Source organism: Variovorax gracilis (genome assembly GCF_030317115.1).
Classification (GTDB): domain Bacteria; phylum Pseudomonadota; class Gammaproteobacteria; order Burkholderiales; family Burkholderiaceae_C; genus Variovorax; species Variovorax gracilis.
This window is the reverse complement of sequence record NZ_JASZYF010000001.1, coordinates 465,688-477,476: the sequence shown is the minus strand read 5'-3', so window position 1 is coordinate 477,476 and position 11,789 is coordinate 465,688. Positions and strand designations below refer to the sequence as shown.

The 11,789-nt window shown below is 62.5% G+C and carries 12 protein-coding genes; 8 read left to right on the top strand and 4 right to left on the bottom strand.

The window, feature by feature from the left end; genetic code table 11:
* Positions 1-15 precede the first annotated feature (15 nt).
* A complete protein-coding gene (locus tag QTH97_RS02265) occupies positions 16-477 on the top strand; it encodes a hypothetical protein (protein ID WP_286566374.1) in 462 nt (153 codons plus the stop codon).
* Here QTH97_RS02265 and QTH97_RS02260 read toward each other — a convergent pair.
* The gene (locus tag QTH97_RS02260) at positions 449-787 is read right to left on the bottom strand and encodes a hypothetical protein (RefSeq protein WP_286566373.1); all 339 of its coding nucleotides are present in this window, start codon (positions 785-787) and stop codon (positions 449-451) included. The genes QTH97_RS02265 and QTH97_RS02260 overlap by 29 nt on opposite strands.
* A 21-nt stretch (positions 788-808) precedes the next feature.
* The gene (locus QTH97_RS02255; protein ID WP_286566371.1) at positions 809-1,978 is read right to left on the bottom strand and encodes a tyrosine-type recombinase/integrase; all 1,170 of its coding nucleotides are present in this window, start codon (positions 1,976-1,978) and stop codon (positions 809-811) included.
* 183 nt (positions 1,979-2,161) lie between these two features.
* Between QTH97_RS02255 and QTH97_RS02250 the strand changes: the two genes are divergently transcribed.
* On the top strand, positions 2,162-2,743 hold the full coding sequence (locus QTH97_RS02250) for a superoxide dismutase (RefSeq protein ID WP_286566369.1): 582 nt from the start codon (positions 2,162-2,164) through the stop codon (positions 2,741-2,743).
* Between the two features lie 61 nt (positions 2,744-2,804).
* Here QTH97_RS02250 and QTH97_RS02245 read toward each other — a convergent pair whose 3' ends face one another.
* Both QTH97_RS02245 and QTH97_RS02240 read right to left on the bottom strand, forming a co-directional pair.
* Positions 2,805-3,257 carry a DUF192 domain-containing protein gene (locus QTH97_RS02245; protein ID WP_286566367.1) on the bottom strand — a complete coding sequence of 151 codons (453 nt, stop codon included), beginning with the start codon at positions 3,255-3,257 and terminating at the stop codon, positions 2,805-2,807.
* A 182-nt stretch (positions 3,258-3,439) separates the two neighbouring features.
* The gene (locus QTH97_RS02240) at positions 3,440-3,757 is read right to left on the bottom strand and encodes a cell envelope biogenesis protein TolA (RefSeq protein WP_286566365.1); all 318 of its coding nucleotides are present in this window, start codon (positions 3,755-3,757) and stop codon (positions 3,440-3,442) included.
* Positions 3,758-3,948: 191 nt separating this feature from the next.
* On the opposite strand from QTH97_RS02240, the gene icd reads away from it, so the two are divergent.
* The 6 genes from icd to QTH97_RS02210 all read left to right on the top strand — a co-directional run bounded on the left by icd (position 3,949) and on the right by QTH97_RS02210 (position 11,786).
* Positions 3,949-5,208, top strand: coding sequence for an NADP-dependent isocitrate dehydrogenase (icd, locus tag QTH97_RS02235; RefSeq protein ID WP_286566363.1), 1,260 nt, complete (start codon positions 3,949-3,951; stop codon positions 5,206-5,208).
* A gap of 237 nt (positions 5,209-5,445) precedes the next feature.
* The gene (gene clpS, locus QTH97_RS02230) at positions 5,446-5,805 is read left to right on the top strand and encodes an ATP-dependent Clp protease adapter ClpS (RefSeq protein WP_286566361.1); all 360 of its coding nucleotides are present in this window, start codon (positions 5,446-5,448) and stop codon (positions 5,803-5,805) included.
* 54 nt (positions 5,806-5,859) lie between these two features.
* A complete protein-coding gene (gene clpA / locus QTH97_RS02225; protein ID WP_286566359.1) occupies positions 5,860-8,181 on the top strand; it encodes an ATP-dependent Clp protease ATP-binding subunit ClpA in 2,322 nt (773 codons plus the stop codon).
* Positions 8,182-8,344: 163 nt separating this feature from the next.
* Positions 8,345-9,802, top strand: a complete 1,458-nt coding sequence (cls, locus tag QTH97_RS02220) for a cardiolipin synthase (RefSeq protein WP_286566358.1) — start codon at positions 8,345-8,347, stop codon at positions 9,800-9,802.
* A 2-nt stretch (positions 9,803-9,804) separates the two neighbouring features.
* Positions 9,805-11,247 (top strand): exodeoxyribonuclease I, encoded by a 1,443-nt coding sequence (sbcB, locus tag QTH97_RS02215; RefSeq protein ID WP_286566356.1) that lies wholly within the window; start codon positions 9,805-9,807, stop codon positions 11,245-11,247.
* A gap of 14 nt (positions 11,248-11,261) precedes the next feature.
* On the top strand, positions 11,262-11,786 hold the full coding sequence (locus QTH97_RS02210) for a GNAT family N-acetyltransferase (protein WP_286566354.1): 525 nt from the start codon (positions 11,262-11,264) through the stop codon (positions 11,784-11,786).
* The last annotated feature ends 3 nt before the right edge of the window (positions 11,787-11,789 follow it).

Here is an 11,789-nt window from a genome sequence, read left to right as displayed (position 1 = left end):
TATGGAGGAACAATCGTGAGGGCTCTCCCCGAGTTCGACGCCGGACCCCTCGAACGTGTGTGGCGTGCACAGGGCTCGGAGGCTTTGTCAGAGCCGTCGAAACCGGAGGAGGGTATCCGTACCCTTCCCCGGGCCGAACGCGGCTCCTATACGGGGCTCGACCTCCCGAAGTCATCATGGGGCGGGGCGATCAATGATCCGGACATTCAACCGATGCGCGAGGGTCTGCCCGATACCCCCATCGAGGCGTGCCGAGAGCTAATGCTTGCGATCGTCATGCAGGCCATGCGGGACAACGACGTTGCGTACGTCATGAGCACGACCTTCAACCACCATCTGCTCTACATTGGGCTCGACCCCGACGCGGCCCTGCAAGTGAAGATTGCATACCTACAGGGGCGGAAATCTCAGTACTTCACCCGGGAGGCTTTCCACGCCGCCCGCCGCGTCAATCCGATGCTGGCTGTTTGGCCCTAGCCCGGGACGCTCCTGTCTGCTCTGCCTGCACAAGGTCATTGCGCCTTTGAGAGTTTTTTGGGACGCAGACGGGCTCCGCAGTCTCGACGGCGAGGCGGGTCTGCGCCCTAATGTCGTGGGTCGTTGTCCTCAGGTCCTGGCAACCCTGTCGGTCAACCATTTCAAGCACGAGCGGCAGGGTAGTCCCGTCATATTGCTGGACGTAGTAGTACTTGCGTTCATCGGCGCGAAGCATCACGGCCAAGAGGACAACCGTGAACGTCACACCGCCAGCTAAAAACACAAGGCTTCCTTTGATCCACTTTTTCATTCTTTGATCCTCTGAATAGGACTAGAGGCTAGCGCGGTTCAAGTGCTTCGCTGCCGCCTCGTCGGTGACAAATGCGTAGTGCTTCGCTGTCGTTGCCACGTTCCGATGCCCCATGAGTTTCGATACGACCTCCATGGGCGTCTCCTGCTCCAGCAGACGAGAGCCGAAGGTGCGACGCAGATCGTGGATCGTGATGTCGTCCGACACCCCGGCTTCCTTGAGAATTGCTTTCCACACTGGCCGCAACTCCTCGATGTGGCCGCTGCTAGAACCGCTGGTCGTGGGGAAGACCCATGGAGACTCAGGGTTTCTGGCGAACTGCGCACGGAGCAGCTCAACCGCCTCCGGCAGCAGGTGGACCAACAGTTCCCGGCGACCCTTCGCGCTCCGGGCGGGGACGCGCCATTCGGACACGTCCAGCTTGAACTGTTCCTTCCTCGCCCCGGCCAAGTTGGCCCGACGCGCCCCGGTCAGCATGAGCAGCCGGAAGTAGGGGCGCACATGGGGGAGCCAGCGGGGCGAGTCGAGCGTGGCGATGATTGCCACCCGCTCCGCCTCGGACAGGATGCGCTGCCGAGCGACCCCCGGAGCCCTGTCGACCAGCTTGGCGACGTTCTTGCCCTCGAAGTTGTGCTCTTTCTCTGCATAGGTGAACAGGGCTCGTAGGGCCTTTACAAACGCCGCCCCGGCCTGCTTCCCCCGGGGCTCGTGGGAGGCGTCTCCATAGGCGATCCGACGCTGGCGCACGGCGATCATTTCCTTGGTCAGCTTGTCGAGGGGCAGGGCGGACCAATCGGGGGCGTGGAAGTCCAGAATCTTGCGAATCCACTCCCATGCGGCCCGGTTCTCCTGCTTGAGCTTCTCCGCGTGGCCGTTGGCGAACTCGGAGACGGTCTGCGCCTTGCTGGCCGTGCGGGCGGTAATGTCCTTCCCGTCAGCCACGAGGACGGCCAGCCGTGCCGCCTCCTTGCGGGCGTCCTCAGCTTTGGTTTCCGGCCACTTCCCGAGCGACTTGCGGATGGGTTGCTGCCGAGCCGAGGACCACTTGTAGAACCCGTAGGACCGGGTGCCCTTGGCCGACACATAGAAGTACAGGCTCTTCTGGGTTTTGTCCTGCCACTCGCCCGGGGGCAGCGTCCGTGCTAGGCTTTCGCTCAAGGCTTGGACCTTCGGCAGAGTTTCGTTCGTCATAGCTAGGATTTCGCTAGGGAGAGGGTTAAGTGTAGGAAAGATACGCTAATCCGCTTCTGACGAATTTCGCTATGTTTCCCAGTGAAAACCGAGTGAGAACTAAGCTAGGCTAAGCCCCGGAAAGATATGGTTCCCCTACCTTTCTAGAATCAGCCATCCCACAACCAACCCGCGAGATAAAACATGGAACACGTTCTTCCGCCTCTGCCATACCCGTTGGACGCGCTGGCACCCGAGTATTCGAAGGAAACGCTCGAATACCACTACGGCAAGCACCACAATGCGTACGTCGTGAACCTGAACAACCTGCAGAAGGGCACCGAGTTCGAGAACATGACGCTCGAGGAGATCGTCAAGAAGTCCAGCGGCGGCATCTACAACAATGCCGCCCAGATCTGGAACCACACTTTCTTCTGGAACTGCATGAAGCCCGCCGGTGGCGGCGAACCCGCCGGCGCGCTGGCCAAGGCCATCGATGCCAAGTGGGGCAGCTTCGCAGCGTTCAAGGAAGCATTCGTGAAGTCGGCCGTCGGCAACTTCGGCTCCGGGTGGACATGGCTGGTGAAGAAGGCCGATGGCTCGGTGGACATCGTCAACACCGGCGCTGCCGGCACGCCGCTCACGACCGACGACAAGGCGCTCCTGACCGTCGACGTCTGGGAACACGCCTACTACATCGACTATCGCAACCTGCGCCCCAAGTACGTCGAAACTTTCCTCGCGAAGCTGGTCAACTGGGACTTCGCGGCCAAGAACTTCGGCTGATCCGAACGTGCCACGCATGAAAAAGCCGACCCTGGGTCGGCTTTTTCTTTTTCGGGGGCGTTCAGCGCCGGCTTGCGAAGAGTTCGCCGCCTAGCTTGCTGCCTTCCTTGATGCTCTTGCGCGCGAACCAGCCCTGGTTCATCTCCAGCACGAAGCGCACCGGCTCCTTGGAGCAGTGCGAATCCTCCGACAGGGGCTTCATGTCGACCAGGTTGACGATCCGGCCGTCATCCGCGACAAAGGCGGCCGTCAGCGGGAGCAGGGTGTTCTTCATCCAGAAGCATTGGGTAGCCGGTTGCTCGAACACAAAGATCATCCCTTCCGCCTGCGGCATTTCCTTGCGGAACATCAGCCCGGTCTGACGCTGTTCGGGGGTCTGTGCCACTTGCGCATCGATTTGGTACATGCCGGCGGACAGCTTGGTCCGTGGCAGATTGCTTTGCGGCTCCTGGGCCTGCGCAATAGTCAGCAATGCGGCCGACAGTGCCAAAAAGGTGAAAAAACGCTGGAACATGGGTCGACTTTCAGGACGGCAACACAAACAAGAATGCCCGCGGATGCGGGCATGGCCAATTGGCCTCGGAGCTTACCTCTTATTCGGGGGAATTACCTGTACGGTACCTGACCGACTCGGTGCGCGAGCAGACGAAAAAAAAGCGTCCCGGAGAACGCTTTTTCATTAGCAGACCGACCCACTCAGTTGGGCGTGCCGCCTTGCGGGTTCATCTTGCGAACGCTGCCATCCTTGTTGCGGCGGCGATCGCTGCGGGTGTTTGCGCGTGCCTGGCCGGCGGCGGTTGCCTTGTTCTGGGTCAGGCCGCCGCTGCCTTCAGCGGTGTTGGCGGTGTCGCCAGTCGGCTGACGGACCTGGCCTTGGGGCTTGTCGGCGCGACGCTCGGTAGCGCGTTGCTGGGACTTGGTGTTGGTCTGGGGGGCGGCTTCTTGCGAGGTGCCTTGTGCGTATGCGCCAGCTGCGAACAGGCCGGCCATCATGACTGCGAGAACTTTGCTCATTACGGATTCCTCAATGGAAATGGTTGAAAACGCCTCCCGGCCAGCAGAAGGTCAGTCAACAACGGAGCCAATATGGCTGTGGTTGACAGATCCTTCAGGCTCCTCCGGTTGCGTCTAAAATTCTAAGGGTATTCAGCCGGCTGGAAACGTAGTGTCTTCCACCGTTCATTTCTCCTGGAGTCCTTGATCTCATGTCCAGCTATCAGCACATCAAAATCCCGGCCGAAGGCCAGAAGATCACGGTCAACGCCGACAACTCGCTGAATGTGCCCGATCAGCCGGTAATTCCGTTCATCGAAGGCGACGGTACGGGCCTCGACATCACCCCCGTGATGCTCAAGGTCGTGGACGCCGCAGTGGCCAAGGCCTATGGAGGCAAAAGGAAGATCCACTGGATGGAGGTCTACGCTGGCGAGAAGTCGACCAAGGTCTATGGTCCGGACGTCTGGCTGCCCGAAGAAACGCTCCACGCCGTCCGTGACTACGTGGTCTCCATCAAGGGTCCGCTGACGACCCCCGTCGGCGGCGGCATCCGTTCGCTGAACGTCGCGTTGCGGCAGGAACTCGACCTGTACGTGTGCCTGCGGCCCATCCAGTACTTCGAGGGCGTGCCCAGCCCCGTGAAGGAGCCGCACAAGACCAATATGGTGATCTTCCGCGAGAACTCGGAAGACATCTACGCGGGGATCGAGTTCGAAGCCGAGAGCGACAAGGCGAAGAAGCTCATCAAGTTCCTGCAGGACGAATTCGGGGTGAAGAAGATCCGCTTCCCGAACACCTCGGGCATCGGTATCAAGCCGGTTTCGCGCGAGGGTACCGAGCGTCTGGTGCGCAAGGCGATCCAGTACGCCATCGACAACGACAAGCCCAGCGTCACGATCGTGCACAAGGGCAACATCATGAAGTTCACCGAAGGCGGTTTCCGTGACTGGGCCTATGGCCTGGCAGCCAAGGAATTCGGCGCCGAACTGATCGACGGCGGCCCCTGGATGAAGCTGAAGAACCCCAAGACGGGCAAAGAAATTACCGTAAAAGATTCAATTGCTGATGCTTTCCTGCAACAGATTCTGCTCCGCCCGGCCGAATACAGCGTCATCGCCACGCTGAACCTGAACGGCGACTACGTGTCCGACGCCTTGGCCGCACAGGTCGGCGGCATCGGCATCGCCCCCGGCGCGAACCTGAGCGACACGGTTGCCATGTTCGAAGCCACCCACGGCACGGCCCCGAAGTACGCCGGCAAGGACTATGTGAATCCCGGTTCCGAGATCCTGTCCGCCGAAATGATGCTGCGCCACCTGGGCTGGATCGAAGCGGCCGACCTGATCATCAGTTCGATGGAGAAATCCATCGCCAGCAAGAAGGTCACCTACGACTTCGCCCGCCTGATGGAAGGCGCCACCCAGGTGAGTTGCTCTGGCTTCGGCCAGGTGATGATCGACAACATGTAAACCGTTGCGCGGGGCGTCTGCGGAGCCCTTGCCAGCAAAGCCCCGAGCCGCAAGGCGCCGGGGCTTTTTTGTTGCATATCTTGCGCGCGGGGACCGGCATGCAGGGGGTGGAAGGCACGTAGATTGCATGTGTCGACCATGCAGTTCCAGCCCCATCCGCCTTGAATGTCACAAAGCTGCCTCCAGTTGTGTCACTACGGCAAGTGCAACGCGCGGCTGCTCTATAAAATGATTTTCATGGCTACCAGAATCCCCTCGACCCCCAAGACGCCGCCGGCTACGAAGCCGAGGCGGGACGACGGCGATGCGGTCGTTCTCGAACGGCGGCCGCAGAAAACCGCGCCGCCCCAGATGTTCCAGGTCGTGATGCTGAACGACGACTACACGCCGATGGAGTTCGTGATCGTCGTGATTCAGGAGTTCTTCAACAAGGACCGGGAAACCGCCACGCAGATCATGCTCAAGATCCATCTCGACGGTCGTGGCGTGTGCGGGGTCTATTCCCGCGACATGGCGGCGACCAAGGTCAATCAGGTGATGGAAGCGGCCCATCAGGCCGGTCACCCGTTGCAATGCGTCAGTGAACCGGTTGAATAAACAGCGCTCCAACCCATCTGAGAAATTATTTACAGCAAGGCAAAAGGAAATCACATGATTGCCCAGGAACTGGAAGTCAGCTTGCACATGGCTTTTGTCGAAGCCAGGCAGCAGCGCCACGAGTTCATCACGGTGGAGCACCTGCTGCTCGCTTTGCTGGACAACCCGAGTGCCGCAGAGGTTCTGCGCGCCTGCTCGGCGAACGTCGACGACCTGCGCGCGTCGCTCACCAACTTCATCAAGGACAACACGCCCCAGGTGGCGGGAACCGACGATGTCGACACCCAGCCGACGCTGGGTTTCCAGCGCGTCATCCAGCGCGCCATCATGCATGTGCAGTCCACCGGCAACGGCAAGAAGGAAGTCACCGGCGCCAACGTGCTGGTCGCGATCTTCGGTGAAAAGGATTCGCATGCCGTCTATTACCTGCATCAGCAGGGCGTGACGCGCCTGGACGTGGTGAACTTCATCGCGCACGGGATCAAGAAGAGCGATCCGCCGGAAGCTGCCAAGGGCAACAACGACGCGTCTTCGGGCGAGGGCGAAGAGGGCGGTGGCGAGAAGAACGAGAAATCTTCTCCGCTGGAGCAGTTCACCCAGAACCTCAACCAGCTTGCCAAGGAAGGCAAGATCGATCCGCTCATCGGCCGCGAGTACGAGGTCGAGCGCGTGATCCAGATCCTGTGCCGCCGCCGCAAGAACAATCCGCTGCTGGTGGGGGAGGCGGGCGTGGGCAAGACGGCGATTGCCGAAGGCCTCGCATGGCGCATCACCCAGAGCGACGTGCCGGAAATCCTGGCCGAGTCCAACGTGTACTCGCTCGACATGGGCGCGCTGCTCGCTGGCACCAAGTACCGCGGTGATTTCGAACAACGCCTGAAGGGCGTCCTCAAGTCGCTCAAGGACAAGCCGAATGCGATCCTGTTCATCGACGAGATCCATACGCTGATCGGCGCCGGCGCTGCCTCGGGCGGCACGCTCGATGCATCCAACCTGCTCAAGCCGGCGCTCTCCAGCGGGCAGCTCAAGTGCATCGGCGCCACCACCTTCACCGAATACCGCGGCATCTTCGAAAAGGATGCGGCCCTGTCGCGTCGCTTCCAGAAGGTCGACGTGGTCGAGCCGACGGTGCAGGAAACCGTGGACATCCTGAAGGGCCTGAAGTCGCGCTTCGAGGAGCACCATGGCGTGAAGTACGGCGTGGCCGCACTGCAGGCCGCCGCCGAACTGAGCGCCAAGTACATCAATGACCGCCATCTGCCCGACAAGGCGATCGACGTCATCGATGAAGCCGGTGCCGCCCAGCGCATCCTGCCCGCGAACAAGCGCAAGAAGACAATCAGCAAGACCGAGGTCGAGGAAATCGTCGCGAAGATCGCGCGCATTCCCCCCGCCAACGTGTCGAACGACGATCGCGGCAAGCTGCAGACGATCGAGCGCGACCTCAAGAGCGTCGTGTTCGGCCAGGACAAGGCCCTGGAAGTGCTTGCCTCGGCGGTCAAGATGGCGCGTTCCGGCCTCGGTCGCGAAGACAAGCCGATCGGTTCGTTCCTGTTCAGCGGCCCCACGGGCGTCGGCAAGACGGAAGCGGCCAAGCAGCTTGCCTACATCATGGGCATCGAGCTGATCCGCTTCGACATGTCGGAGTACATGGAGCGCCATGCCGTGAGCCGCCTCATCGGCGCGCCTCCGGGCTACGTCGGTTTCGACCAGGGCGGTCTGCTGACCGAAGCGATCACGAAGAAGCCGCACGCGGTGCTGCTGCTCGACGAAATCGAGAAGGCGCACCCGGACATCTTCAACGTGCTGCTGCAAGTCATGGACCACGGCACCCTGACCGACAACAACGGGCGCAAGGCCGACTTCCGCAACGTGATCATCGTGATGACCACCAATGCGGGTGCGGAGACCATGAACAAGGCGACGATCGGCTTCACCAACCCGCGCCAGGCGGGCGACGAGATGGCCGACATCAAGCGCCTGTTCACGCCGGAGTTCCGCAATCGCCTGGACGCCACGGTGAGCTTCAAGGCGCTTGACGAGCAGATCATCCTTCGCGTGGTGGACAAGTTCCTCCTGCAACTGGAGACCCAGCTTGCCGAGAAGAAGGTCGACGTCACGTTCACCGACGCGCTGCGCAAGCATCTCGCGAAGAAGGGTTTCGATCCGCTGATGGGCGCCCGCCCGATGCAGCGTCTGATCCAGGACACGATCCGTCGTGCCCTGGCCGACGAACTGCTCTTCGGTCGCCTGCAGGAAGGTGGTCGCCTGACCGTCGACCTGGACGACAAGGAAGAAGTGCAACTGGACATCCAGCCAGTGGCCAAGAAGGAAGGCAAGGCAAAGCCGGAAGCCGAGGAAGCAGCGACGGGCTAACTGGCTAACCCCCAGGCTTGCCCACTTCGTGTGGCCGCCCACCCCCTTGCAGGGGGCAATACCTGCGGATCGGCGGAGCCGGATCCGCGGTATTTCTGGAGTGTGAATAAGGTCGGTAGCATCGGGCTATCGGCCTTTTTCTTTTTCAGGATCCTTTTCGCCCTTGATCGTCCCCGAGCTCAGCCAGGAATGGAAGACCGGCCTCTCCCTTGCGTGGAGCGGCTACATCGCGGTGCTTTCCGTCTGGATCGTGATGCAGAAGCGCGCGCCGGTGTCGACGATGAGCTGGATCCTCTCGCTGGCGCTGCTGCCGTTCGCCGGCTTCATCATCTACTACTTCCTCGGGCCTCAGCGGCTCAAGAAGCAGCGCCTCAAGCGCTTGCGCAGCCGCGCGAATGCGCAGTCGCCGGCGGATCTCGCGCTGTTGCGCGATGCGGCCGAGCAGGCGCCGCCTGCATTGCGGCAGATGGCCGCGCTCGGGACGGCGTCGTGCGGATTGCCGGTGTCGAGCGCGACATCGGCTGAGTTGCTTTCAGGCGGTGCGCGCACCTTCGATGCCATCTTCGATGCCATCCGGAATGCGCGCGACCATGTGCACCTCGAGTACTACATCTTCGAGCCGGACCAGATCGGTACGGCGCTGCGCGATCTGCTGATCGAACGCGCGCGCGAAGGTGTCGCGGTCCGGCTGTTGCTCGACGCGCTGGGTTCCAAGCGTGTTGGCCGCAAGTTCATGGCGCCGATGCACGCGGCGGGCATCCATGTCGCGCTCTTCCATGAAACACGCATCGGCCGGCGCCTGCGGCCGGTCACCAACTACCGCACCCACCGCAAGATCGTCGTATGCGATGGGCGCGTGGGCTTCACCGGCGGCGTCAACATCACCGACGAGGAAGACTCCCGTACACGCGAGGATGCGTATCACGACGTCCACCTCCGCATCGAAGGGAGCGCGGTGCGCTGGCTGCAGACGACCTTCCTCGAGGACTGGACCTACGCGACCGGCGAAGACCCGCGCCAGATCGACCGGACCATGGCGCGTCTGCTGCCGCGCCTTCCCGCTCACGAGGGCGTCGGGGAGATACCGGTGCAGATCGTCACGAGCGGACCCGACAATCTTCTGGAGCCCATCCATCGCATGCACCTGGCGGCGATCCAGTCGTCGGTGCATCGGGCCTGGCTCACGACGCCGTATTTCGTGCCCGGCGAACCGGCGCTGATGGCGCTCACGAGTGCTGCTTTGCGAGGCGTCGACGTGCAGCTCCTCGTGCCGCGGCGAAGCGATTCGCTGGTCGTGAGCGCGGCGGCCCGTTCGTACTACGACGAGTTGATCGCGGCGGGTGTCAAGGTGTGGGAATACAAGGCGCGCATGCTCCATTCGAAGACGTTGGTCGTCGACGACAACTGCGCGATGATCGGCACCGCCAATTTCGACAACCGCAGCTTCCGGCTCAACTTCGAGGTCTGTGCCGTGATCTACGGTCCAGCCCTCGCCAAGCCCCTGGTCGCGCAATTCGTGACCGATCTCCGCAGTGCGTCGCCGATCCGGGCCCTACGGCGCCAGAGTTTCCTGCGCCGCCTCGGCGATTCGATCGCACGCCTGTTTTCCCCCTTGCTTTGACAATGCCGCCTCATACTTTTCTCTGGCACGACTACGAAACCTTCGGTGCCGTGCCGCGCCGCGACCGGCCTTCACAATTTGCCGCCATCCGCACCGACGCCGAACTCAACGAGATCGGCGAGCCGCTGATGATCTATTGCAAGCCCGCGCCCGACTACCTGCCGAGCCCGGAGGCCTGCCTCATTACCGGCATCACGCCGCAGCAGTGCCTGGAGCGCGGCATCCCGGAGCACGAATTCGCGGCGCAGATCGAGCGCGCGTTTTCGCAGCCCGGCACCATTGGCGTGGGCTACAACACCATCCGCTTCGACGATGAAGTCACGCGCTTCCTGTTCTGGCGCAATCTGATCGATCCGTATGCGCGCGAATGGCAGAACGACTGCGGCCGCTGGGACCTGCTCGACGTGGTGCGGCTGACCTACGCCCTGCGTCCCGACGGCATCGAATGGCCGAAGAAGGCTGATGGCACCCAGAGCTTCAAACTCGAAGACCTGGCACGTGCCAATGGGCTGCTTCACGAGGCGGCCCACGATGCGCTGTCGGACGTGCGTGCCACCATCGCATTGGCGCGGCTCATTCGCGACAAGCAACCGAAGCTCTTCGACTTCGCGTTCGCACTGCATCGCAAGGATCGCGTCGCCTCCGAACTCGGTCTGCCCGCCACGCGCGACTCCGCGCGGCCCTTCCTGCACGTCTCCGGCATGTTCCCGGTCGAACGCGGCTGCCTGGCAGTCATGTGGCCACTGGCCAGCCATCCGACCAACAAGAACGAGTTGCTCGCCTGGGACCTGGCCCACGACCCCAGCGAACTGCGCGATATCGACGTGGCGACGCTGCGCCTGCGCCTCTTCACGCGCACCGCGGACTTGCCCGAAGGCGTTGCGCGCCTGCCGGTGAAGGGTGTGCACCTGAACAAGTCACCCATGGTGGTTGGCAACCTCAAGACGCTGTCGCCCGTCATGGCCGCGCGCTGGGGCATCGACATGGAGGCGGCGATGCGCAATGCGGCACTGGCCGCCGCGCTACCCGACATGAGCGCGATCTGGCCGCAAGTCTATGAACGGCCGCGGGAAGGCGCGCCCGACGTCGACGAGGACCTCTACGGCGGATTCGTCGGCAATGGCGATCGGCGACGACTCACTCAGTTGCGCAGCCTGCCGCCGACCCAGCTCGCACAGGCACGCACCGGTTTCGACGACGCACGGCTCGAGGAACTGTTGTTCCGCTACCGCGCGCGCAACTTCGTCGAGACGCTCAATGACGAAGAATCCGAGCGCTGGGAGGCGCACCGGGTCGCGCGTCTGCTCGAAGGGGAGGGCGGTGCACGCAATGTCGACGAGCTTTTCGCCGAGATCGACACGCTGGCGGAGACGGCGGACGAGAGAGCGGAACAGATACTCGGCGCCTTGTATGAATACGCGGAGGCCATTGCGCCGGCCATCTGAAGGAGGAACTCGCGATGTCCACCACCGTGCGCCGTCTCGCGCCACCCGATGCCGCTGCCTACCGGGCGCTGATGCTCGAAGGCTACGAGCGGCATCCCGACGCGTTCACCTCCAGTGCGGACGAGCGCGCGGCATTGCCGATGTCCTGGTGGGAGTCGCGGCTCGATGCGTCGCCCCGGGCCGGTCAGGTCGTCCTGGGCGCCTTTGACGGCGATCGGCTCGTCGGTGCCACCGGGCTCCAGTTCGAGCCGCGCGGAAAGGCGCGGCACAAGGCCAACCTGTTCGGCATGTATGTCGCGCCTGCGGCCCGGCAAGGCGGAGTGGGGCGGATGCTCGTGCAGGCTGCACTGGCACAAGCCGCTTCGCGTGAAGGGGTCAAGGTCGTGCAGCTGACCGTGACCGAAGGCAATGCCGCCGCGCATGCGCTCTACGAACACTGCGGATTCGTGTCCTTCGGCGTAGAACCTTTCGCGGTTGCGCTGGGCTCGACCTTCCTGTCCAAAGTCCACATGTGGTGCCCGGTGGGTTCGCTCGGCTGAGGC

Bases quoted from the DNA above. Each gene is read 5' to 3' on its own strand.
- QTH97_RS02260 (WP_286566373.1), bottom strand. From the start codon at position 787: ATGAAAAAGTGGATCAAAGGAAGCCTTGTGTTTTTAGCTGGCGGTGTG.
- QTH97_RS02255 (WP_286566371.1), bottom strand. From the start codon at position 1,978: ATGACGAACGAAACTCTGCCGAAGGTCCAAGCCTTGAGCGAAAGCCTA.
- QTH97_RS02250 (WP_286566369.1), top strand. From the start codon at position 2,162: ATGGAACACGTTCTTCCGCCTCTGCCATACCCGTTGGACGCGCTGGCA.
- QTH97_RS02245 (WP_286566367.1), bottom strand. From the start codon at position 3,257: ATGTTCCAGCGTTTTTTCACCTTTTTGGCACTGTCGGCCGCATTGCTG.
- QTH97_RS02240 (WP_286566365.1), bottom strand. From the start codon at position 3,757: ATGAGCAAAGTTCTCGCAGTCATGATGGCCGGCCTGTTCGCAGCTGGC.
- icd (WP_286566363.1), top strand. From the start codon at position 3,949: ATGTCCAGCTATCAGCACATCAAAATCCCGGCCGAAGGCCAGAAGATC.
- clpS (WP_286566361.1), top strand. From the start codon at position 5,446: ATGGCTACCAGAATCCCCTCGACCCCCAAGACGCCGCCGGCTACGAAG.
- clpA (WP_286566359.1), top strand. From the start codon at position 5,860: ATGATTGCCCAGGAACTGGAAGTCAGCTTGCACATGGCTTTTGTCGAA.
- sbcB (WP_286566356.1), top strand. From the start codon at position 9,805: ATGCCGCCTCATACTTTTCTCTGGCACGACTACGAAACCTTCGGTGCC.
- QTH97_RS02210 (WP_286566354.1), top strand. From the start codon at position 11,262: ATGTCCACCACCGTGCGCCGTCTCGCGCCACCCGATGCCGCTGCCTAC.